23 protein-coding genes are annotated in these 21,957 nt (G+C 65.4%); 15 read left to right on the top strand and 8 right to left on the bottom strand.

The window, feature by feature from the left end; all coding sequences use genetic code 11:
- Positions 1–50: 50 nt before the first annotated feature.
- Positions 51–1,748, bottom strand: coding sequence for a nitric oxide reductase activation protein NorD (locus H977_RS0122675; RefSeq protein WP_029110015.1), 1,698 nt, complete (start codon positions 1,746–1,748; stop codon positions 51–53).
- Between the two features lie 112 nt (positions 1,749–1,860).
- On the opposite strand from H977_RS0122675, the gene H977_RS0122670 reads away from it, so the two are divergent.
- Both H977_RS0122670 and H977_RS0122665 read left to right on the top strand, forming a co-directional pair.
- Positions 1,861–2,847 (top strand): SDR family NAD(P)-dependent oxidoreductase, encoded by a 987-nt coding sequence (locus H977_RS0122670; RefSeq protein WP_029110014.1) that lies wholly within the window; start codon positions 1,861–1,863, stop codon positions 2,845–2,847.
- 110 nt (positions 2,848–2,957) lie between these two features.
- The gene (locus H977_RS0122665; protein WP_036476805.1) at positions 2,958–4,298 is read left to right on the top strand and encodes a TetR/AcrR family transcriptional regulator; all 1,341 of its coding nucleotides are present in this window, start codon (positions 2,958–2,960) and stop codon (positions 4,296–4,298) included.
- A 74-nt stretch (positions 4,299–4,372) separates the two neighbouring features.
- Here the strand turns inward: H977_RS0122665 and H977_RS0122660 are convergent, their stop codons facing one another.
- Complete coding sequence (locus H977_RS0122660) at positions 4,373–5,560, bottom strand: acyl-CoA dehydrogenase family protein (protein WP_029110012.1); 1,188 nt, start codon at positions 5,558–5,560, stop codon at positions 4,373–4,375.
- Between the two features lies 1 nt (position 5,561).
- A complete protein-coding gene (locus tag H977_RS0122655) occupies positions 5,562–6,566 on the bottom strand; it encodes an acyl-CoA dehydrogenase family protein (RefSeq protein WP_029110011.1) in 1,005 nt (334 codons plus the stop codon).
- A 283-nt stretch (positions 6,567–6,849) separates the two neighbouring features.
- Here H977_RS0122655 and H977_RS0122650 point away from each other — a divergent pair, with 283 nt between their 5' ends.
- From H977_RS0122650 to H977_RS0122635, 4 genes are read left to right on the top strand one after another with little or no spacing between them, the layout of a single operon-like run.
- Entirely contained in the window at positions 6,850–7,968 is a 1,119-nt protein-coding gene (locus H977_RS0122650; protein WP_029110010.1) for an amidohydrolase family protein, read from the top strand.
- Positions 7,969–7,987: 19 nt separating this feature from the next.
- The gene (locus H977_RS0122645; protein ID WP_029110009.1) at positions 7,988–9,130 is read left to right on the top strand and encodes an amidohydrolase family protein; all 1,143 of its coding nucleotides are present in this window, start codon (positions 7,988–7,990) and stop codon (positions 9,128–9,130) included.
- Entirely contained in the window at positions 9,130–9,522 is a 393-nt protein-coding gene (locus tag H977_RS0122640) for a Rieske (2Fe-2S) protein (RefSeq protein ID WP_029110008.1), read from the top strand. The genes H977_RS0122645 and H977_RS0122640 overlap by 1 nt, the downstream gene beginning before the upstream one ends.
- Positions 9,522–10,451, top strand: coding sequence for an alpha/beta fold hydrolase (locus tag H977_RS0122635; protein WP_051289008.1), 930 nt, complete (start codon positions 9,522–9,524; stop codon positions 10,449–10,451). Before H977_RS0122640 ends, H977_RS0122635 begins: the two co-directional genes overlap by 1 nt.
- 23 nt (positions 10,452–10,474) lie before the next feature.
- On the opposite strand, the gene H977_RS0122630 is transcribed toward H977_RS0122635, so the two are convergent.
- Complete coding sequence (locus H977_RS0122630; protein WP_029110006.1) at positions 10,475–10,960, bottom strand: hypothetical protein; 486 nt, start codon at positions 10,958–10,960, stop codon at positions 10,475–10,477.
- 33 nt (positions 10,961–10,993) lie between these two features.
- Between H977_RS0122630 and H977_RS0122625 the strand changes: the two genes are divergently transcribed.
- The 9 genes from H977_RS0122625 to H977_RS0122585 all read left to right on the top strand — a co-directional run bounded on the left by H977_RS0122625 (position 10,994) and on the right by H977_RS0122585 (position 19,096).
- Entirely contained in the window at positions 10,994–12,295 is a 1,302-nt protein-coding gene (locus H977_RS0122625) for an NADH-ubiquinone oxidoreductase-F iron-sulfur binding region domain-containing protein (RefSeq protein WP_036476801.1), read from the top strand.
- Positions 12,292–12,513, top strand: coding sequence for a ferredoxin (locus H977_RS0122620; RefSeq protein WP_029110004.1), 222 nt, complete (start codon positions 12,292–12,294; stop codon positions 12,511–12,513). Before H977_RS0122625 ends, H977_RS0122620 begins: the two co-directional genes overlap by 4 nt.
- A gap of 94 nt (positions 12,514–12,607) precedes the next feature.
- Complete coding sequence (locus H977_RS0122615) at positions 12,608–14,263, top strand: thiolase C-terminal domain-containing protein (RefSeq protein ID WP_029110003.1); 1,656 nt, start codon at positions 12,608–12,610, stop codon at positions 14,261–14,263.
- 14 nt (positions 14,264–14,277) lie between these two features.
- A complete protein-coding gene (locus tag H977_RS0122610; RefSeq protein ID WP_029110002.1) occupies positions 14,278–15,168 on the top strand; it encodes an alpha/beta fold hydrolase in 891 nt (296 codons plus the stop codon).
- Positions 15,168–15,986, top strand: a complete 819-nt coding sequence (locus H977_RS0122605) for an NAD(P)-dependent oxidoreductase (RefSeq protein ID WP_029110001.1) — start codon at positions 15,168–15,170, stop codon at positions 15,984–15,986. Before H977_RS0122610 ends, H977_RS0122605 begins: the two co-directional genes overlap by 1 nt.
- The gene (locus tag H977_RS0122600) at positions 15,986–16,774 is read left to right on the top strand and encodes an NAD(P)-dependent oxidoreductase (RefSeq protein ID WP_029110000.1); all 789 of its coding nucleotides are present in this window, start codon (positions 15,986–15,988) and stop codon (positions 16,772–16,774) included. Before H977_RS0122605 ends, H977_RS0122600 begins: the two co-directional genes overlap by 1 nt.
- Before the next feature lie 148 nt (positions 16,775–16,922).
- On the top strand, positions 16,923–18,125 hold the full coding sequence (locus tag H977_RS0122595; RefSeq protein WP_029109999.1) for a cytochrome P450: 1,203 nt from the start codon (positions 16,923–16,925) through the stop codon (positions 18,123–18,125).
- Positions 18,125–18,325: a ferredoxin gene (locus H977_RS0122590; RefSeq protein WP_029109998.1), complete on the top strand. Its 201-nt coding sequence runs from the start codon at positions 18,125–18,127 to the stop codon at positions 18,323–18,325. The genes H977_RS0122595 and H977_RS0122590 overlap by 1 nt, the downstream gene beginning before the upstream one ends.
- 3 nt (positions 18,326–18,328) lie before the next feature.
- On the top strand, positions 18,329–19,096 hold the full coding sequence (locus H977_RS0122585) for an alpha/beta fold hydrolase (protein WP_029109997.1): 768 nt from the start codon (positions 18,329–18,331) through the stop codon (positions 19,094–19,096).
- A gap of 92 nt (positions 19,097–19,188) precedes the next feature.
- On the opposite strand, the gene H977_RS0122580 is transcribed toward H977_RS0122585, so the two are convergent.
- Genes H977_RS0122580 through H977_RS0122565 form a run of 4 tightly spaced genes read right to left on the bottom strand, consistent with a single transcriptional unit; the run spans position 19,189 to position 21,907 of the window.
- Entirely contained in the window at positions 19,189–20,106 is a 918-nt protein-coding gene (locus tag H977_RS0122580) for an LLM class F420-dependent oxidoreductase (protein ID WP_029109996.1), read from the bottom strand.
- Between the two features lie 14 nt (positions 20,107–20,120).
- Positions 20,121–20,417, bottom strand: coding sequence for a DUF1330 domain-containing protein (locus tag H977_RS0122575; protein ID WP_029109995.1), 297 nt, complete (start codon positions 20,415–20,417; stop codon positions 20,121–20,123).
- 15 nt (positions 20,418–20,432) lie between these two features.
- Complete coding sequence (locus H977_RS0122570; RefSeq protein ID WP_029109994.1) at positions 20,433–20,627, bottom strand: ferredoxin; 195 nt, start codon at positions 20,625–20,627, stop codon at positions 20,433–20,435.
- Positions 20,627–21,907: a cytochrome P450 gene (locus tag H977_RS0122565; RefSeq protein ID WP_029109993.1), complete on the bottom strand. Its 1,281-nt coding sequence runs from the start codon at positions 21,905–21,907 to the stop codon at positions 20,627–20,629. The genes H977_RS0122570 and H977_RS0122565 overlap by 1 nt, the downstream gene beginning before the upstream one ends.
- Positions 21,908–21,957: the final 50 nt, after the last annotated feature.

Below are 21,957 nucleotides of genomic sequence, written 5' to 3'. Positions count from 1 at the left end.
CGGATATCGTTCATCAATTGCGTTCTGTGACAACGCATCTTCAGCAAACGTCAGGCCACCCTCCGCCGAACCTCAGCTGCCCGCAGAGCCGAACGAAACAGCGGGCCGATCACACCCGCAAGTTGGTCGGGGTGGCCGATCATCGCGTGTGCCGCGCTGCCGAACACTCTTCGCATGGCGGTGACGTCGGTGCTCGCACCCACAGTCAGGCACACGCAGCCGATTCCCCGGCGCCGTGCCTCGGCCAATGCGCGGCGGGCGTCCGCGGCGCCGTAGGACCGCTCGTAACCGTGGTCGTAGGCCAGCCCGTCGGATACCACCACCAGGAGCCGGCGGGAGGTACCGCCGCCGGACTCCAACACCGCCGAGCCGTGGCGAATTGCAGCGCCCAGCCGCGAGTAGGCCCCGGGCTCGAGGCTGTTGAGCTTCATGATCACCCGGGCGTCCAGGCGATCGTCAAATCGCTTGACGGGCACCATGCTCACGGCCTTGCGCCCCTGCGAGAAGTAGGCGTACAGCCCGACCCGGTCACCAAGGTCGTGTAACGCCACAGTCAGGTTGGCCACCGCATCCCGCTGCTGCTGATGCACGGTGCGCCCGAGGGTGCCCGGCTCGCCGGCGGAACCAGAGACGTCGAGCAACACCAGCACCGAAAGGTCGCGGCGGCGACGCAGGCTGTCAAGGTAGACGGCCTCGTCCGGCACCGTCCGCGCCCTCGCTTCTACCCGCGCCTCGATGGCGGCATCGATGTCGATGTCGTCTCCTTGCGACTGGCGATGGCGACGGTGCAGGCCCATGCCGAGGCGCGCGAGCGCCCGTCGTACTCCGATGGCGGTGTCGACGGCCTGCGAAGTCGACGCTTTCACCCGCGGCGCAACCTCCCGCACCGTGCACCAGTCCGGCCGGTAACTCTTGCGATTGACGTCCCACTCGGGATAGGTGACGCCATCGGTTTCGATGTCGGCTCCGTACTTTCCATCCTCGGCCTCAGCGGAAGCCAACGACGACACCGCGTTTGCGCCGCTCTTGGCCCGGTTGACGTGATGTGTCGGTGAGTCGGCGCCGGGTGGCCCACCACCGCTGCCGGTCTTCCGCACCGAGGACAACATCTTCTTCAGCCATTTTCCGATGGCACCGCCCCCTCCGACAGGGCTGGTGAACAGGTCGGGTTCGTCGGTGTCGTCGACCTCGCCGTCGTCAAGCTCGGCAAGTGCCCACTTGCTGTCGCGTCGTCGCGGGACATGGCCGGCCGTCTCGTGGTCTGCCTGGCGGACGGCACGACTGCTGGCAGCCAGCACTTTCTTCGGCCGGATGACGCCGAACACCGCGGGTGGATCGTCGAGCGCTTCCTTGCCCGAGGCGGTGGCCAACGAGCTTGTGGCCGAATCACTTCGACCGCCGATGGCGTGGTCGGCCAGCGCGCCGAGGCTACCCGGCAGCAGCGCGTCGTTCGCCACGAGTGCCCGGTGCCCCTCGACGGCCAGATAGCGCTTCGCCAACCGGGGACGGCGAACCATGGCGCCGACCACCGCCGGGGCCAGGCTGCCCGCAGCGATCAACGACGCCTGGATGGCCACTGATTCGAGTTGCCTGCGCGCCGGCACGGAAGTGTCGAGGAAGATGGTTTCGCCATCGGTCCACGGCGGGGCTCCCGTCTCGGCCGTAGCCACCGCAACTGGGCGGCCTGCGAGCGCGGACGCCAGCATGCCCAGACCGGAGAACCGGTCACCATTGCCGCTATCCGACACCCGACCACCTCCGGACCCACCAGATGACTCTTTGACCAAATATCTGTTCCACCGTAGAGTTCGCCGCGACCGGAGTCAATCAAACGCGATGCGAATCAACGAGGAGTGCAACATGATCGACTTCACCGGCCGGGTTGCCGTGGTGACGGGAGCCGGACGCGGACTGGGCAGGCTCTACGCCAGTGATCTGGCTCGCCGTGGCGCGTCGGTGGTCGTCAACGATATCGGCGGCACCATGCACGGCGTGGGGTCGGACACCGGTGTCGCCGACCGGGTGGTCGAGGAGATAACGAAAGCCGGCGGCCGGGCGGTCGCATCGTACGACTCGGTGGACAGTGCGGCAGGCGGCCAGGCAATCGTCGACTCGGCAATCGAGAACTTCGGCCGACTCGACGCCGTGGTCAGCAACGCAGGCATCTTCAACAGCATTCCGTTCGAGCAACTCAGCGCCGACGACTGGCGACACATGCTGCGAGTCCATCTCGACGGCGGCTTCTATCTGAGCCAGCCCGCATACAAAGTGATGCAGGAACAGGCTTACGGGCGGTTCGTTTTCATCTCCTCGTCGGCGGGTAATTTCGGCCAGCCGATGGAAGCCCACTACGCCGCCGCGAAAACCGGGCTCGTCGGCCTCTCCAATGTCATCGCCATCGAAGGCGCCGCACATGGCATCAGCTCCAATACCGTATTGCCCACAGGCTTTTCGCGGATGGTTACCGAGACCGTCGGAGACGAGAATTTCCTGGCCGAGTCCGGCTTCATGCGCGCCATACGCCCCGAGCTGGTCGTACCGCTGGTGACGTTCCTGGCAAGCAGCAGTTGCACGTTCACTCACCGCAATTACTCGGCGTGCGCCGGGCGCTACGCCCGCGTCTTCGTCGGGCTGAGCGACGGCTGGTTGGCCGACGCGGACAGCGAACCCGCGGCCGAAGACATCGAGAGTCATCTGGATGAACTGTCCTCCACTGACAGGTTCATCGTGCCGGACTCCATCGTCGACGAGGTCCTGCAGGTTTGTGATCGACGCGGGATCAGTGCCATGCCAGACAACGCCGATGTCACGTTCCCGGAGCACCGCAGCACGGTTGCCGATCGGTAAGATCGGTTTCCGGTCCCGCACCGACGCAGACGAAGGAGGAGCACAGTGCACCGATCATCGCACCTGCTCGGCTCGCCCCGTCTGCTCGCTCAGCGAAGCGTGTCTTAACGATGGCCGCCGACACTGTGGCGGGGAACGGTAAACGCGGCCGTCCTGCGGCCAAGAAGAGTCAGAGCGCGACCAAGCTGACCGACGCATCTGACTCATCTCCGGTCGATGCCACGCGGCGCACCGAGATTCTGAGGACCGCAAACTCCGTCATCGCCTCCACCGGGCTGCGCAGCTCACTGCAACAGATCGCCGATGCGGCAGGCATTCTCGCGGGCAGCCTCTATCACCACTTCGAATCGAAGGAAGCCATCCTTGTCGAGCTGATCCGGCTCTACCATGCTGACCTGGATCGCATCGGCGAAAGCGCTTTGCAACTCCTCGACGAGCCTGACGCCGGCCCCGCAGCCGAACAGATCACCGCGCTTGGATGTGCGATCGCTCGGTGCGCGGTCGAGCATCGGGCCGCCCTGCAGATGTCGTTCTTCGAGGGCCCCAGCAGCGATCCCGAACTCATCGAATTGACTGCCCGCCAACCGTCGAAGATCCAGGCCGCAATGTTGCAGGCGCTGCGTGCCGGCCGCTGGAGCGGTGACATTCGGTCCGATCTCGACCTTCCCACACTGGCAGACCGGCTGTGCCAGAGCATGCTTCATGTCGGCCTCGACGTCATCCGGCACAACGCCTCGACCGACCAAGTGGCTACGCTGAAGTGCCGGCTGGCTCTGCAAGGTCTCGCCGCAGCTCCGCCCTCGGACATAGATCTCGACCGGTCGGAAGCCTTCGCTGCGGCGCAAGCCGTCATCAACAGTTGGGACGAATCCGAGGACGACAGCGACCTCAAGGCCGCGCACCTGCGTGCGGTGGCGCGCACGGAATTCGGTCGACGCGGCTATGAGATGACGACGATCCGGGACATCGCGGCCGCCGCGGGATTGGGTACTGGGACCGTGTACCGCATCATCGGCTCGAAAGACGAGCTGCTGATGTCGATCATGTTGGAGTTCGGCCGCAAGGTCGGCGGCGCCTGGGGCGCCATCGTGCGGACGGACTCCACGACTGTTGAAAAGCTCGATGCGTTGAGCTGGTTGAACATCAACGCACTCGACCAGTTTCCCGACGAGTTTCGCATCCAACTGGCGTGGCTGCGTCAATCCCCACCGGATTCGGCAAATCCCGCATGGTCATTCACCACACGTATTCGCCAGATGAAAGCGCTTCTGTCCGAAGGGATTCGTGCCGGCGAGATCCGTATCGACAGCCCTACCGCCGACATGTTGACCCGCTGCATCATCGGAGAGCAGTGGATACCGGAGAACATCCTCCAGGAGATCGGCACGCGAAACGCGCTCATCCTGGCGCGCGACACCGTGCTGCGGGGGATCGCCGTCCGGGGTTCCTGACGTCGCGCGAGCAGACGCAAAACTGCCCATTTTCCAGAGAAAATGGGCAGTTTTGCGTCTGCTCGCGGAAGGAACTAGCGGCGCGGCAACCCCAGCACCTGGGTGGCGATGATGTTGCGCTGAATCTCGGAGGTTCCGCCGGCGATGGTGCCACCGAAGCTTCTGGCATAGCGCTCGAACCAGCTCGCGAAGTAGTGGTCGAGGTTCATGTGCTCATACGGACCCGAGGTGGTCGGGTGGATCAACCCATCGGGACCGGCCGCTGTCAGCGCGTTCTCGAACGCGTTGCGCTCAGCTTCGGATCCGAACAGCTTGAGCACCGACACCGAGGCGGTGTCGGCTTCGCCGCGTGAGGCCTTGGCCAGCGCGGCCGAGCCCATGGCCCGCAGGGCCTGGTAATCCATGATCGTGGTGGCGTACTGGTCACGCTCCAGCTCGGTCTTCGGCTGAAAGTCCGCCAGCATGTTGTCGATCCGATCGGCGAAGCCCAGCCACATCATGGTGCGCTCGTGACCGAGCGACCCGTTGGCCACACCCCAGCCGCCGTTGAGCGGGCCGACCAGGTTCTCGGCCGGTACGCGGGCATCGGTGAAGAAGACCTCGTTGAAGTCCAGGTTCTCCTCGCCGGTCATGTCGGCGAACGGCCGGCACACGACACCAGGGGTGTCGGTCGGGATGATCAGCACGCTGATTCCCTTGTGCTTGGGCGCATTCGGATCGGTCCGCACGAAGGTCAGCAGGAAGTCGGCATCGTGCGCGCCCGAGGTCCACACCTTCTGGCCGTTGACGACGAAGTAGGGCTCATCTGTATCCGAAACAAACTCAGCGCGCGTACGCAACGATGCCAAGTCCGAACCGGCGCTCGGCTCGCTCATACCCAGTGAGGCGGTCTTCTCACCGCGCAGCACCGGCACGGCCCAGCGGTGCTTCTGTTCCTCGGAACCGAACGTGAGCAGCGATGCCGCGATGATGTTGACGCCCTGGGGATTGAAGCTGTGATAGATCCGGCGGCGGCACAGCTCGTCGAGATGGACGAAGGTCTGCACCACAGTGGCATTGCGGCCGCCGAACTCAGGCGGCTGGGCCGGCAGCAGCCAACCGTTGTCGAAGAGCAGTCGCTGCCAGTCGCGGGCCCACTGAGGCATGTGCGACACCGAACGGGGTCGCTCCAGCGTGTCGGCCTCAGAAGGCAGATTGGCGTCAAGGAATGCGGAGAACTCGGCGCGGAACTCCTCGACATCGGCATCGTATGTCAGCTGCATGTCACAGTCCCCTGTAGTTCGTGCGGTACTCGGCGGCAATCACGGCTCGGTGCTCGGCGGCGCCGCCCAGGAGCAGCTCGCCGGCCTTGGCTCGCTTCAGCGCGAACTGCACGTCGTTCTCCCAGGTGAACCCCATCCCACCGAACAACTGCACGCCGTGGCGGAACACCACGGTCTGGCACTCCCCCGCCGCCGCCTTGGCCATCCTCGCCGCCAGTCGGCGCCGCGGATCGTCGGCGGCGATCGTCAGCGCAGCGAAATAGGCCAGCGCACGGGCTCTTTCGATGGCCACGTGCATGTCGACGGCCTTGTGCTGCACCGCTTGGAACGTCCCGATCGCCACGCCGAACTGCTGGCGCTGCTTCACATGTTCGAGGACGAGATCCAGCGCCCGCTGGCAGGCACCAACCATGGTGATCGCCAAACCGGTCAGGGCTAGATGGTGCGCCTTCTCTGTGTCCGCGTGGACCCGGTTGTCGTCGGAGATGTGCACGTCGTCGAACGACACCTCGGCCACGTGCAGCACCGGATCGAAGATCGGGCTGCGATGCACGACTGATTTGGCGACGTCGACCAGGAACACACCGCCGTCGGTCACAACGGCCAGGTTCTGTGCCCGGTCACCGTCGAGGACGTGATGCGCCGTTCCGGACAGTACCCAACCGGTGGCATCCCGGTTGGCCGACACACCGCTGTACACCGCGGTGCCCGCCTTGGCCGCATCGAACCGGTCCCCGGCCAGCGGCGCGTACTGCGTCATGGTCGCGAGGTAGGGCGTCAGGTCCGTCGCCCGACCGAGTTCCTCCAGCACGATGGCCAGTTCCACCGCGTTCTCGGAGTCGGTGAGCTCCGTCCAGCCCTGGTCGATATAGCTCTGCCACAGCGGTGTCGGGTCGACACCCTGTTCGGCCACTTCACGGACCAGCGTGGCCGGGCACTGCTTGGTCACCGCATCGCGCACGGTTTCCTGCCATAGCCGCTGATCGGCATCGAATTCGAGTAGCACCCGCCGCCTCCTGCTGCACTGTTGCGTCGTCAGGAGAATAGCATTCTCTTTCTATGGCGCACCCTTCTCCTCGGACAAGTACCGGTTCTCCAAAGCAGTGCGCTGTGCGACTGATCAGCACTGCCGCTTACCTGCGATAAAGGACGGAAGCGTTCTGAGAACTATGTTCTTGCCATAGAAGAATATGGATCTAGACTGGCTGTAAGGTCCGGCGTAACAAGCACGCCGTCGTAAGGGCGTGCACAGCTCGTTTCCGGACGGACATCGGAGGATAGCCTTGGCCATGAAAGACCCCGCGCAACCCGGCAGTGCGGGAACGCCCCTCATCGATGCGAGCGTGCACGTCTTCTGCGGTTCGAACAAAGACCTGCGCCAGAATTTCCTCAAGGAACCGTTCGCCAGCCGCGGCTTCCCCGACTACGAGATGAACTGGTACGGCGCACCCGGCGGCGAGTACGCCAAGAACACCAAGGGGCCCGACCGCCAGTACCCCGGCTCCGATCCCGATATCGCCGCGCAGCACCTGTTCACCGATCGCGGCGTCGACATCGCGATCCTCCACCCGATGACCCGCGGCATCATGCCCGACCGTCACCTCGGTACCGCACTGGCCGCGGCGCACAACGACATGATGGTGAGCCGCTGGCTCGAGCATGACGAACACGGTGAGCGGTTCCGCGGCACCATCCGGGTCAACCCGGACGACATCGTCGGCGCCCTGCGCGAGATCGACAAGTACAAGGACCACCCGCGCGTGGTGCAGATCGGCATTCCGATGCAGTCGCGCGAACTCTATGGCAAGCCACAGTTCTGGCCGTTGTGGGAGGCGGCCGCCCAGGCGGGACTGCCGGTGGCCGTCCACATCGAGGGCGGATCGGGCATCCAGTTCGCGCCGACGCCCTCAGGCAAGACCCGGACCTACGAGCAGTACCTGGGCTTCATGGCGCTCAACTACATCTATCACCTCATGAACATGATCGCCGAGGGCGTGTTCGAGCGGACGCCCACACTGAAATTCGTCTGGGCGGACGGCGCCGCGGACATGTTGACCCCGTTCATGTGGCGGATGGATTGCTTCGGCCGGCCCCACCTCGAGCAGACGCCGTGGGCGCCCAAGATGCCCAGCGACTATCTCCCCGGACACGTCTATTTCGTCCAGGGCACCCTCGACGGCCCAGGTGACACCGAGTTCGCCGGCGAGTGGTTGAGCTTCACCGGCAAGGAGGACATGGTGATGTTCGGCTCCAGCTACCCGCACTGGCAACTGAACGAACCGGAGATTCCTAGTGCGTTCAGCACCGAACAACGCGAGAAGTTGTTGTGGCGCAACGCTGCCAAGTTGTACGGCCTGGAGAACGAGTTCGCAGGCTCGGCCTCGTCGTCCGCGGTTGCGGCGCAGTAGGTATCGGAGGGAGACCGTCATGACCATCACGACCAACCCACGGGTGCCTGCGGCCGAGCGGATCGCGGTTCGGTGCGTCGACTCCGACGTCCACCCCATGCCGCGGCGCGGCGAGCTGATCGAGTACATCCCTGAACCGTGGCGCAGCAAGTACTTTCTGAGCCACAAGGTCGGCGAGCAGATCTACTACGATGCACCGGATTACGCACATGCCTACGCCATGCGCGTGGACGCGTTCCCGCCGGATGGCGAATTCGCCTGCAGCGACCCTGATATGGCGCTGCGTCAGCTCGTCATGGAGGCCGGCTCCGATATCGCCATCCTGGAACCGACCCACACCGAGAGCCGCCTCGGCGAAGCCACTGCCGCCTACTGCACGGCGGTCAACCATTGGTTGGCCGACAAATGGTTGGACTCCCACAACAACTGGCATGAACGGTGGCGGGGGTCCATCTGTGTAGCCATCGAAGAGCCGCAGACCGCGGTGGCCGAAATCGAGCAGTGGGCTGAACACCCTTACATGGCACAGGTTCTGATGAAGGCCGAGCCGCGGCCGTCATGGGGTGATCCGAAGTACGACCCGATCTGGGCCGCGGCCACCAAGCACGACATCACGGTGAGCTGTCACCTGTCCCGTGGAGAGTACGAGACGCTACCCACTCCCCCGGTCGGGCTGCCCAGCTACAACCACGATTTCATGGTCAGCTACTCGTTGCTGGCGGCCAACCAGGTGATGAGCCTGATCTTCGACGGGGTCTTCGACCGGTTCCCGACACTGCGCATCGTGTTCGTCGAGCACGCCTTCACCTGGATCCTGCCGTTGATGTGGCGGATGGATGCCATCTATGAGAAGCGCAAGAGCTGGATGGACATCAAGCGCAAGCCGAGCGAGTACGTCAAAGACCACATCAAGTTCACCACCCAGCCGCTGGACTACCCCGAGGACAAGACCGAACTGTCCCGCGCCCTCGAGTGGATGGAATGCGACAAGATCCTGCTGTACTCCAGCGATTACCCGCATTGGACGTTCGACGACCCTCGCTGGCTGGTCAAGCACCTACCTGAGCACGCACGTGAGGCGATCATGTTCCGCAACGGCATCGAAACCTACAAGCTGCCCGAGACGGTACCGGTCCTCGAGGGACAGGTGCGGGTCTTCTGATGAGCGAGCCAGACAAGCGCCCCCGGCTCGCGCAGGGGCGTGAGCACGTCGTCGCCACCGTGGACGAAATCCCGCCCGGCACACACAAGCTGGTGCCGATCGGCAGGCACGGCGTCGGCGTGTACAACGTCAACGGCACGTTCTACGCGATCGCGAACTATTGCCCGCACGAGGGCGGTCCGCTGTGTTCGGGCCGCGCGCGCGGCCGCACCGTGGTGGACGACAAGGTGCCCGGCGACGCGGTGATGGTGCGCGACAAAGAGTTCATCTACTGCCCCTGGCACCAATGGGGTTTCGAGTTGGCAACCGGCACCACCGCGGTGAAGCCGGAATGGAGCATCCGTACCTATCCGGTCCGTGTGGTTGGAGATGATGTGTTGGTGATGGCGTGATGAGCGAGCTTGCGAGCGAATCAACGGTTCTGGCCGCGGTTCCCGAACTCAAGCCGGGCGAGAAGACCATCGAGATCAACGGTGGCAATGTCGTCTACGAAATCCTCGGCGAAAAAGGCGATTTCATCGCACTGACGCCCGGCGGCCGCTTCAGCAAGGACATCCCGGGGCTGCGGCCGCTGGCAGAGGCCCTTGTCGAGGGCGGCTACCGGGTGCTGCTGTGGGACCGGCCCAACTGCGGGAAGTCCGACGTGCAGTTCTACGGCCAGAGTGAGTCGCACATGCGAGCCGAGACGCTCTACCGGCTGATCACCGACCTTGAGCTCGGCCCGTGCTACATCCTCGGCGGCTCGGGCGGCGCACGGGACTCGATGCTGACCACCATGCTCTATCCGGAGATCGTGCGAAAGCTGGTGGTGTGGAACATCGTCGGCGGTGTGTACGGCTCGTTCGTGCTCGGCGGCCATTACGTGACGCCGAGCATCCTGGCGGTACGCGGACTGGGTATCGAGGGCCTGCTGAAGGTGCCGGAATGGCGCGAGAGGATCGCGGAGAACCCGGCGAACCGCCAGCGCCTCCTCGATCTCGATGCCGACCAGTTCCTCAAGGTCATGCTGCGCTGGCTCAACGCATTCGTGTCGAAACCCGGCCAGACCATTCCCGGGGTGCCCGACGAGATGTTCGACAACATCACCGTGCCCACCCTGATCATCCGCGGCGGCGAGAACGACTGGGATCACCCCAAACGTACGTCGCTCGAAGTCAGCTGCCTGATCAAGGGCTCCAAGCTGATCGATCCGCCGTGGCCCGAAGATGCGTGGGAACGCGCCGGGGAGAAGTTCGCCCAGAGCGGTGGTAAGACGTTCTGCCTGTTCGACACCTGGGTGCAGGCCGCCCCGGCGATCATCGACTTCCTGAGGACAGCGTGACGTCCGGGACGGCCGGCGCCGCCTCACACCGTCCGGATGTGCACCTCGCAGTTCAGCGAAGCCTCCAGGGCGGTGTGGATGCGGCTTTCGGGGATACGTGCCAGGTCGGCCTTGTCCAGGGTCACCGTCACAATGTCGTATCCCAACCCATCCGTCTCTACGTCGACCGTCCGGTTGATCTCGCCGGTCAGTCCGAACCCGGCCAGCACACCGCGAACGTCCTCATCGGTGCCGCGGCTGACGAAGGTGACCACCCCGGGGGTGGGCGACGTGCCAAAAGCCTTGGCACACAATTGCATTGCGATGGTCTGCAGCTCTGGCGCGTCGTTGCCGGCGATCAGCACCTCGACCTCGCGGCGATGCGCGGGCAGTCCGGCGAGCTGGTTGTCCAGCACCTCGGCCCCACGTTCACCCAGCAACTCACGGAGCGTTGCCATGCCGTCGGATAGCTCCTGCGCCCCGAGCTCACCAGCCGGATCCACTCCGACGCGCACCACCGCAGTTCTCATGCCGGTAAGCCTAACCGGGGACGGGATGTGACCATGACAGCCGAACTGACGGTCGCGGCATGGCCGGGGATCACCCCGCGCCTGCTGCTCGACGGACCGGAAGGCCTTGCCGACTATCAGCGGGCCGGGGGCTATGGCGCCCTTACGGATCCGGATCAGCTGCTGTCCGAGGTCCAGGCAAGCGGGCTGCTCGGGCGCGGCGGTGCGGCCTTCCCGATGGCGGTGAAGCTGCGCACTGTGCGCGACAACGGGCAGCAGGGCGGCGGAGCCCCGATCGGCTCAGTGGTGATCGCCAACGGCGAAGAGGGCGAGCCGGCATCCATCAAAGACCGGTGGTTGCTACGCAACCGCCCACATGCGGTACTCGACGGCTTACGGCTGGCGGCCCGGATCGTGGATGCCGACCGTGCCGTGGTGTACGTATCCGACGCCCGGGCCGCCGAGAGCGTCGAGCATGCGATTGCTGAACTCCCCAAGGACCGGGACGCGGTGGCGGTCGAATTGCTCACCGTCACGCCGGGTTACGTCGCGGGTGAGGAGACGGCCGCTGTCCACGTGGTCAACGGCGGACCGGCCAAACCCACCGACAAGCCTCCTCGTCCGTTCGAGGAGGGCGTGGACGGGAAGCCGACGCTGATCAGCAATGTCGAGACCCTGGCACAGCTGGCCTACCTGCATCAGCACGGCGCACAGGCTTTTCGGGAACTGGGCACCGAGGGCTCACCCGGCACCTTCCTGGCCACGATCACAGGTGCCGGACGTCCGCCGGCACTGTACGAGCTGCCGCACGGCATCGCTTTCGCCGATCTGCTGACCCTGCACGGGGTGTCCGCGGAAAACGTTCGCGGTGCACTGATGGGCGGTTACTTCGCCGGGTTGGTCAACCACGACATCCTCGGCGCCACACTGGATCACGAATCCGTGCGCGCCTTGGGAAGCGGGTTGGGTTGCGGCGCGATCGGCATCCTCACCGATGAGTGTCCGGTGGCGGTCGCAGCGTCGGTGCTGGCGTACTTCGACCGGGAGAACGCAGGCCAGTGCGGTTCGTGCTTCAACGGCACCGCCGCGATGGCGGCGGCGGCGATCGGGCTGCGCGACGGTCTGGCCACCCAGGAGGATCTCGAACGGCTCAAGCGATGGTCGGTGGTGCTGCGCGGACGCGGCGCCTGCGCCACGCTCGACGGCGCGGCCAACGTGGCGGCCAGCCTGCTGAGCCAGTTCCCCGACCTGGTGCGGCGCCACCTGGAAAATGGTTGTCAGACCTGCCTTTCCGGTGCTTTCACCGCCGCGCGGCCGTACGAAGTGGAGTCTGTGGAGGCGGTGGTGGCGGTATGAAGGTCAAGCTTGATCGCACATTGTGCGATGGCTTCGGGTTGTGCACCAAGCACGCTCCCGAGTATTTCCCGCTGGACGACTGGGGTTACGCCTCACTTCACGGTGACGGCAACATCCCTGCGGCCGATGAGGAAGCCGTGCGGCGCGCCCTCTTGGACTGCCCGGTGCACGCGATCATCGAGTTGAAGGACAGCCGGGCGCAGCGCGAGGCGGGTTGAGCCCGCCTCCGACCTCAAGGTGCTGGATCACCCATCCCGGAAACTGGTAACGTGATTCTCCGCACAGAATAATTCGCTTACCACCGGAGTCGAGTTGTCAGAGATACCGGGGCGTCCGCTCCCGACGGTCACCGCGCTCAACGAGTACTTCTGGACCGCGGGCGCCGATGGGGTGCTGCGAATCCAGGAGTGCCGAGACTGCAGCGCACTCATCCATCCGCCCCAGCCGGTCTGCCGCTACTGCCGCAGCCACAACATGGGCGTGCGCGACGTATCCGGGCGCGCATCACTGGCCGGGTTCACGGTCAACCACCGGTTCGGATTTCCCGATCTCCCGCCGCCGTACGTGGTGGCCGAAGTGGCCATCGCCGAGGATCCCCGGGTCCGGCTGACGACCAACATCGTCGACTGCGAATCCGAGGACCTCAAACTCGGCATGCCGGTGGAGGTCGCGTTCCAACACATCGAGGACGTCTGGCTGCCGGTGTTCAAGCCGTCGACGGACACCACCTCCACCCCGCCAGTTGCCGAACCGATCGCACCTCAGGATGTCGGCAAGTACGTCCGGCCGATGCTGACCAAGGAGAAGTTCGAGGACCACTCGGCCATCACCGGCATCGGGATGTCCACCATCGGCCGGCGATTGATGGTGCCGCCGCTGTCACTGACCATCGAGGCCGCCGAAAAAGCCGTCGCCGATGCAGGTTTGACGTTCGACGACATCGACGGCCTGTCCACCTATCCGGGCCTCGACATCGCCGGCATGGGCGAAGGCGGCGTGAGCGCGCTCGAAGGTGCACTCGGGCTGCGGCCGACGTGGATCAACGGCGGCATGGACACGTTCGGTCCCGGCGGCTCGGTGATCGCGGCCATGATGGCCGTCGCCACCGGGATGGCCCGCCATGTGCTGTGCTTCCGCACCCTGTGGGAGGCGACATTCGGCCAGCTGGTCAAGGAGGGCAAGATGTCCCCTCCGATGGGCGGCCGCACCAACAGCTGGCAACAGCCGTTCGGATCCACCTCGGCGGCACATACGCTGGCTCAAAATGCCGGTCGGCACTTCGACAGGTACGGCACCACCCGGGAGACACTGGGCTGGATCGCACTGAACCAGCGGGCCAATGCCGCGCTGAACCCGACAGCCATCTACCGCGATCCGATGACCATGGACGACTACCTGTCGGCCCGCATGATCACGACTCCGTTCGGCCTCTACGACTGCGACGTTCCGTGTGACGGCGCGGTGGCCGTCATCGTCTCGGCCGTCGACGTGGCCCGCGATCTGCCCAAACCACCGATCCTGTTCGAGGCCGTCGGTACCCAGATCGTCGAGCGGCTCGACTGGGACCAGACCACGCTCACCCACGAGCCGCAGGTACTTGGCCAAAGCGCACACATGTGGTCGCGAACGTCGTTGCGCCCCAGCGATGTCGATGTCGCCGAGTTGTATGACGGGTTCAGCTTCAACTGTCTGTCGTGGCTGGAGGGGCTCGGCTTCTGCGGAATAGGCGAAGCCAAGGACTTCCTCGACGGCGGTCACAACATCGCCCGTGACGGCGTCATCCCGCTCAACACCCACGGCGGGCAGCTCTCGCACGGCCGCACTCACGGGATGGGCCTGATCCACGAGGCCGTCACCCAGCTGCGCGGTGAGGCCGGCGAACGCCAGGTCAAGGACGCTCGCGTGGCGGTGGCCAGCAGTGGAGGTCTGACACCGAGCGGTGTGCTGCTGATGCGCAGGGACGACTGAACCATGCGCACCCGATGAGTACGGCTCCGCACCCCAGAGTGGTGATGGTCGACGGCGTCCCGATGTCGGCGTTGGTCGCGGAGTCCCCCGACCCCCGCGCAGTTGTGGTCGCGCTGCACGGAGGGGCCACCACGTCGGCGTACTTCGACTGTCCCGGTCACCCGGAATTGTCGTTGCTGCGCAGCGCGGTCGACCACGGGTACACCGCGATCGCGCTGGATCGTCCCGGCTATGGCGCGTCGGCGGCCTACCCGGACGCCATGGCACGCGCCGAGCAGCGGGTCGCACTGGCGTTCGGCGCGGTCGAGCGCATCGCCGGTTCGGCGGACCTGTTCCTACTGGGCCATTCGATGGGCTGTGAGCTGGCCTTGCACCTGGCCGTGGCGCGCCCGGAGGTGCTCGGCGTGTCACTGGCCGGCACCGGCCGCCGCTATCACCCGGCCGCACAGCAGCTGCTCAAAGACGCGTCACCGGTGAACCGGCCACGCGGCCTGCGCGAGCTGTTGTGGGAGCCCGCCCGGCTCTACCCCTCCGATGTGATCGGCGCGGGATTGTCCGCAGGCGGCACGGCATACGAGGGCGACGTCATCAAAAGCTGGTCGCGACAGGACTTTCCGGAGCTGGCAGGACAGACGAAGGTTCCCGTGCAGTTCCTCGCCGGCGAGTTCGAGAACGTCTGGGAGTCAGATCCCGAGGCACTGGCAGGGATCGCGGCGATGTTCACCGCCTCACCGCGGGTGCAGACCGGTGAACTCGCCGACAGCGGCCACAACCTCAGTGTGGGGCTGACCGCTGCCGGTTATCACCGGTCGGTGCTGTCGTTCGCCGATGAGTGTGTGGCCGGCCGCGGCCTCGGGCCCGTGAAAGGCGCTGTGGAAACCGAAGTGGAAGTGGAGGCACGTTGATGCGAGTCGGATTTATCGGGCTGGGTAGCCAGGGGGCGCCGATGGCCCGGCGCATTGTCGAGGGCGGCTTCGAGACCACCTTGTGGGCGCGGCGGCCGGCATCCTTGGAACCCTTCGCCGATACCGGGGCCAAGACCGCCGGCTCCCCCGCCGAACTGGCCGCTGCAAGCGACCTGGTCTGCCTGTGTGTGGTCGGTGACGACGACGTCCGCCAGGTGCTCGACGGTGAGACCGGTGTGCTGGCCGGGCTAGCCCCGGGCAGCATCATCGCCATCCACTCGACAGTGCACCCGGACACCTGCCGAGAGCTCGCAGAAAAGGCTGCTGCCCAGGGCGTTTCGCTTGTCGACGCGCCGGTGAGCGGTGGTGAGCCCGCTGCCTCGGCCGGAACGCTGCTGGTGATGGTCGGCGGTGACGAGGAGGTCGTCGAGCGGGTGCGTCCCGTGTTCGCCACGTACGCCGACCCGATCGTGCACCTTGGTGGCGTCGGCGCCGGCCAGGTCGCCAAGATCCTGAACAACCTGCTGTTCAGCGCCAATCTGGGGGCCGCCATGAGTGCGCTGGAACTCGGTGAGGCGCTGGGGGTTCCGCGGCAGGCATTGTGCGAGGTGATCACGCGCGGTTCGGCTACGAGCAAGGCGCTCAACAGCATCGCGATGTTCGGCGGGACTCTGGAAAACCTGGCCCCGATCGCCGGTGCGCTGCTGCAGAAGGACTGCCGGCACGCGGCCAGCCTCGCCGACGACGCCTCCGCCCCACAGGGGGCAGTGTTTGATGCCGCCGACAATGCCCTGGCCATCATGAACCATCCCCGCTGATGCGCGTAGGTTTCATCGGGGCCGGCCGGATGGGCGCGCCGATGGTCCGTCGCCTGACAGAGGCCGGACACCAGGTTCGGTCGCTGGGGCGCGACGATGAAAAGCGCGCCGCATTGGCCGAACTCGGTGCAGAGCCGGTGGATTCCGCGAGCGCTGCCGTCGCAGGCGCCGACGTGACGATCGTGTGCGTGTTCACCGACGAGCAGGTGCGCGATCTCTGCCCGAAGCTGATCGACGAGATGCCGGAGGGTTCGGTGCTCGTGCTGCACACCACGGGCAGCCCCCGCACCGCTGAGGCGCTCGCCGAGCGGGGGGCGGCACGCGGCATCGCGGTCGTCGACGCTCCGGTCAGCGGCGGACCGCACGACATCGCGGCCGGGACCGTCACGGTGTTCGCGGGAGGCGATGACGATGCGGTGGCCCGCGCCCGCGAAGTGATCACCTCGTACGCCGATCCGATGTTGCACGTCGGTCCGGTCGGAGCCGGGCAGCGGGTGAAGCTGGTCAACAACGCATTGTTCGCCGCGCAGATCGGCGCGGTGGCCGAAGGTGTCCGGCTGGGCGATCGGCTCGGTATCGACGAGACCACGTTGCTGACCGCGCTCACCCACGGCAGCGCCGCAAGCCGGGCGCTCGGCGGGATCGCCGCCACCGGTTCGGCGGACGCCTTCATCGCGCGGGTCGGTGAGTTCATCGGCAAGGACGTGGCCGTCGTCCGCAGAACAGCCTCTGAACTGGACAGTGACCTCGGCCGACTCGAGGGTCTACTCGACGCCGCGCTCCAGTGATCCCGCTGGACATCCTGACCTGATCAGCACGCATTTCGCGCTTTTCAAACGATCTCAAACGGACTACTGTTAGCGTTACAGTTCCACAGTTTCCCGTAACGTGTCACAACACTTCCGGCCCAGCCCGCCGCGAAGGAGGAGCCCGCCAATGACCAAGGCCCAGGTGGTTTTCGATCCGTTCTCCGAGGAGTTCTTCAACAACCCGTTCGACATGTACCGGCAGATGCGCGAGGAGGCCCCGCTGTTCTACAGCGAGGAGCAGGACTTCTACGCCCTCACCCGGCATGAGGACGTTGCGGCGGCGTTGAAGGACCATGAGGCCTTCTCCTCGTCGCGCGGCTGCGATCTGGCCATGGTGCAGAGCGACGAGCCGCCGCAGAAGTCCATCATCTTCATGGACCCGCCCGATCACCGGCACATGCGCAGCCTGCTGAACAAGGCGTTCACCCCACGCATGATCCAGTCTCAGCGGGACACCGTCGTCGAGCAGATCGACCATCACCTCCGGTTGATCGACTCCGACGAATTCGATGTGGTGCAAGACTTTTCCGGTCCGTTCCCGGTCGAGGTGATCACCCGCATGGCCGGCGTCGAGCCCGAGTACCGCCAGCAGGTCCGGCACTGGATCGACACCAGCCTGTCCCGTGAGCCCGGACAGATGGTCACCTCTGAGGCCGGGATGCAGGCCAACATCGACACCGGCATCTACTACTACGGGCTGGTGCAGAAGCGTCGCGAAAACCCTCAGGACGACATGATCAGCCGGCTCATCGCCGCGGAGATCCCCGGCGAGGACGGCCAGATGCGCCGTCTCGACGATATCGAGATCACGGGGTTCGCCACGCTGCTCGGCGGGGCGGGCGCCGAGACCGTGACCAAACTCGTCGGCACCGCGATGGTGTTGTTCGCGCGCAACCCTGAGCAGTGGCAGAAACTGCTCGACGACCGGGACAAGGTCCCGGCCGCTGTGGAGGAATTGCTGCGCTACGAGGGGCCGGTGCAGTACAACGTGCGGTACACCCTCAAGGAAGCCCACGTGCCCAGCGGCACCATTCCGGCAGGCAAGGCGGTGTTTCTGATCAGCGCGGCGGCCAACCGCGATCCCGACGCGTTCACCGACGCCGACTCGTTCGACATCGACCGTGATCGCACCGAGGCGCAGAACCTGGGCCTGGGTTACGGCATCCACAGTTGTCTGGGGGCGGCGCTCGCCCGGATGGAGAGCACCGTCGCCATCGAGAAGCTGCTCGACTTCATGCCGCGTTACGAAGTGAAATGGGATCAGCTGAAGCGCGTTCAGATGCAGAACGTCGCGGGCTATTCCAATGTGCCGGTGAGGGTTCTGCGCTAATGGCAAAGAAGATTCACGTCGACTTCGAGATCTGCGAGAGCAACGCGGTCTGCATGGGACTCGCCCCCGAGGTGTTCGACCTCGACGATCAGGATTATCTACACATCCTGCAAGAGGATGTGACACCCGAGAACGAGGCGCTGGTCCGCGAGGCGGTGCGTCAGTGCCCACGGCAGGCCATTTCGATCACCGACGAGTAGCCTGTGCGATTCGTCTTCGTACACGGTGGTTTTCACGCGGCGTGGTGCTGGGAGCACACCATTGCCGAACTGCGAGGTCTGGGTCACGATGGCGTCGCCGTCGACCTGCCCGGACATGGTGTGCGGCTGGCCGAGGAGTCAACGCTGGCCAACCGCCGCGCCGCCATCCTTGAGATGATGCAGCCCGGCGATGTGCTGGTAGGGCATTCGGGCGGTGGATTCGACGCCACCCTCGCGGCCGATGCCGCCCCGGAACTGGTGGGCCACATCGTCTATCTGGCCGCGGCGCTGCCACGGGAGGGCAGGACGTATCCCGAGGCGATGGCCATGCGTTCGGCCGACGATTCGCTCGACGGTGATTTCGATGCGGATGTCGGGGAAATGCTGAGCTATCTGCGTTTCGACGAGGAAGGCGCGATGCATTTCGCCGACTTCGACGGGGCGTGGCGTTACTTCTACCATGACTGCGACGAGGCGACTGCCCGTTGGGCTTTCGACCGGCTGGGGCCCGAGCGATTCGGGGACACCACGGTGACGCCGGTTTCGGTCCCGCAGTTCTGGGCCGCAGACCTGCCTCGCAGTTTCATCCGTTGTCTTCAGGACCGTTCGATGCCGAGATGGTTGGCCGACACCGTCACCCAACGCCTCGGCGTCGATCAGTTGACCATCGACGCATCGCACTCGCCATTCTTGAGCCGTCCGCGGGAACTGGCGCAGTTGCTGGTGCACGCCACGACGACGACGCCGGTGTCGGCCCTCACCCCAGCCTGAATCGCACCCCCCTGCACCATTACGCCGCTTTCGACACCTGGGTCGCTTCGAGCGAAGAGTCACGACCTCAGTGTCGAAATCGGCGGAGCAGGCTATGCGGCGATGACCGTTTTGCCGAACTTCTCCGTGGCCTCCAGCGCATGAGCCAGGCTGTCGCCAGGAAGGGTCACATGTAGCCAGGTCACCCCCAGCGCCGCAAGCTTGTCCACGCCGGCCAGATACGCCTCGGCGTCGAAGTCGTCGTCACCAGGGCCACCGCCCTCGAAGTTGTTGAACACGATGTCGATTCCGTCCGGATCGCGACCGGCCGCGGACAACCGGGCCCTCAGATCGTCGATACCGGCGGCCAACGCGTCCAGCGAGTCGATCGCCGCCGTCCCCGCGGTCTTGGCCAAGCCCGCCGGCGCGGCGAACGGGCACCAGCCGTCACCGTGATTGACCACCCGCGCCCGTGCCGCAGAAGTGTTGCCGCCGATCCAGATCGGCGGATGAGGGCTCGACGACGGCCGGGGATGCGCGGTGATACCCCTGGCATTGAAGTGCTTGCCTTCGAAGGTGTAATCGTCGGTGGTCCAGATGCCGCGGATTACCGCGAGCGACTCGTCGAACAGCTCGGCACGCTCATCGTAGGACGCCCCGAGCGCAGCGAATTCCCGCTTGAGATAGCCGACTCCGACGGCCAGGGTGAATCGCCCGCCCGACAGCACGTCCAGAGTGGCGCCGGATTTGGCAACCACAAAGGGATTTCGGTACGGCAACACCACGATGTTGGGCACCAGGCGCAGTGTTGTGGTGTGCGCCGCGGCGAAGGCCATGGCCACGAACGGGTCCACCGCATCGTGACCACCGGCATCGAGCCACCGTTGTGACGGTGCGGGATGGTCGGTGAACCCGAAGCCGGCGAAACCCGCCGTCTCGGCCGCAGCCGCCAGTGCCGCAACTCCGCTGCCGCTCACCAGATCCGGATGGTACGGGTGAGTGTGCATCGGATAGGTGATGCTGTAGCGCACTGCGGCCGCCCCGGTCAGGCCGGGAAGCCGGACAGGATGACGCCGTTGCACTCCGCGGCGCCTTGTCGAACCTTGGCGGCCGCCTGGTAGGCGTCGGAGTAGTACCACTCGCGTGCGGCGTCGACGGATTCGAACTCCAGCACGACGGTCTGCGAGCCGTGCCACGAACCCTCGATCACTTCAGGCTTCTGGTCGACGGCCACGATCTTCGCACCGCCCATCGCCTTCGAGGCCAGCTTGGCGTACTCACCCATGCCCGCCGGGTCCTTGATGTCCTCGGTGATGATGACGTAGCCCTTGGCAGATGCCATTACGAATCTCTTTCTCTAATTGTTGATTTCGCTGATCGCCCGTTCCGGGCAGTTCTCTATCGCCTCGCGTGCCGCACTCTCGAGTCCGGCCGGGACATCCTCCGGATCGGCGACCGCCCAACCATCGTCCGACATCTCGAAGACCTCCGGGCACAGCGTCAGACACATGCCATGGCCGGCACAACGGTCCTCGTCGACCTTGACTCGCATCAGCTGTCGAACTCCAGGTGCAGCTCGGTCAGGCCGCGCAGAATGAAGGTCGGGATGTAGTTGTAGCGCCGGTCGCCGTCCGAACCGTGTTTGGCCTCGGAGATCCGGATATCGGTGGTCCGGTCCAGCAACCGCTCGATACCGACCCGAGTTTCGGCACGCGCCAACGGCGCACCGGGGCAGCTGTGGATGCCACGTCCGAAAGCCAGGTGCTGGCGGGCGTTCTTGCGTGCCGGGTCGAAGGTATCGGGATCGGAGAAGCGCCGCGGATCGCGGTTGGCCGCACCATTGAGCACCATCAACGTGGTCCCAGCGCTCAGCTCGGTGTCACCGATGGTGACGGGGCAGCGCGACAGCCGGAAGTCGCCCTTGACCGGGCTTTCGATCCGCAACGCCTCTTCGATGAAGTTCGGGATCAGGCTGCGGTCGGCACGCAGCCGCTGCTGGATCTCGGGCTGTTCACCCAGGACCTTCAATGCGGTGCTGAGCAGGCGCACCGTCGTCTCCTGCCCGGCCGAGAAGACGTTGGTCGCCACCCGTGCGACGTCGCCGACGTCGGGGATGCCGCCGTCGGGGAACGTGGCCTGGGCCAGCCCGGTGAGGACGTCGTCGCGTGGGTTGGCGCGACGATCCGACACGTAGTCGGAGAACTGACCGTAGAGGAACTCCAGCGGGCTGTGGGACAGCGATTCCTTGCCGGTGCTGCCTACGCCGCCGCCGGAGTTCTGCTTGATGCCGTTGACGAAAGCTTCGCGGTCATCGGCCGGGATACCGAGCAGGTCGGCGATCACCAGCAACGTGAAGGGGCCGGCGAAGCCCTTGATGAACTCTCCCCCGCCGGGCGCGAGGTAGCTGTCGAGCACTTCGTCGGCCAGCTGCCACATCGCGTCCTCGTTCTCCTTGAGGCGCTTGGGCGTGATCAGCCGCATGAGCAGCGAGCGATGATCGGTGTGGGTGGGCGGATCCAGCGTCGGCAGCTGATCACTGAACGGCAGTTCGTCGCGATGCTTGTCGATGAGCGCGGTGACCTCTTCGGCGCTACGCCCCTCCAACGGGACCGGGAACCCGGGGAAGGGTCCGGTGACCGAAAGGCAGGACGAGAAGGAATCCTCATCGTTGTAGACCTGAACGGCTTCGTCCCAGCCGGTCACCATGGTGACGTTGTACTGATCCTCGCGGGTGACCGGGCACTTGTTCCGCAGGGCCTCGAAGAACGGGTACGGATCATCGACCAATCGTTCATCGCGGAAAAAATCGATACCGGTTGGGTCGATCGCCATCTGCTGCTCCCGTTCCAGCCGCACATATGAGAATGCGGCTCTCATCTATG

Source organism: Mycobacterium sp. URHD0025 (assembly GCF_000426065.1).
Taxonomy (GTDB): domain Bacteria; phylum Actinomycetota; class Actinomycetes; order Mycobacteriales; family Mycobacteriaceae; genus Mycobacterium.
The sequence above is the reverse complement of the archived record's forward strand: the minus strand, read 5'-3'. Positions and strand labels throughout refer to the sequence as shown.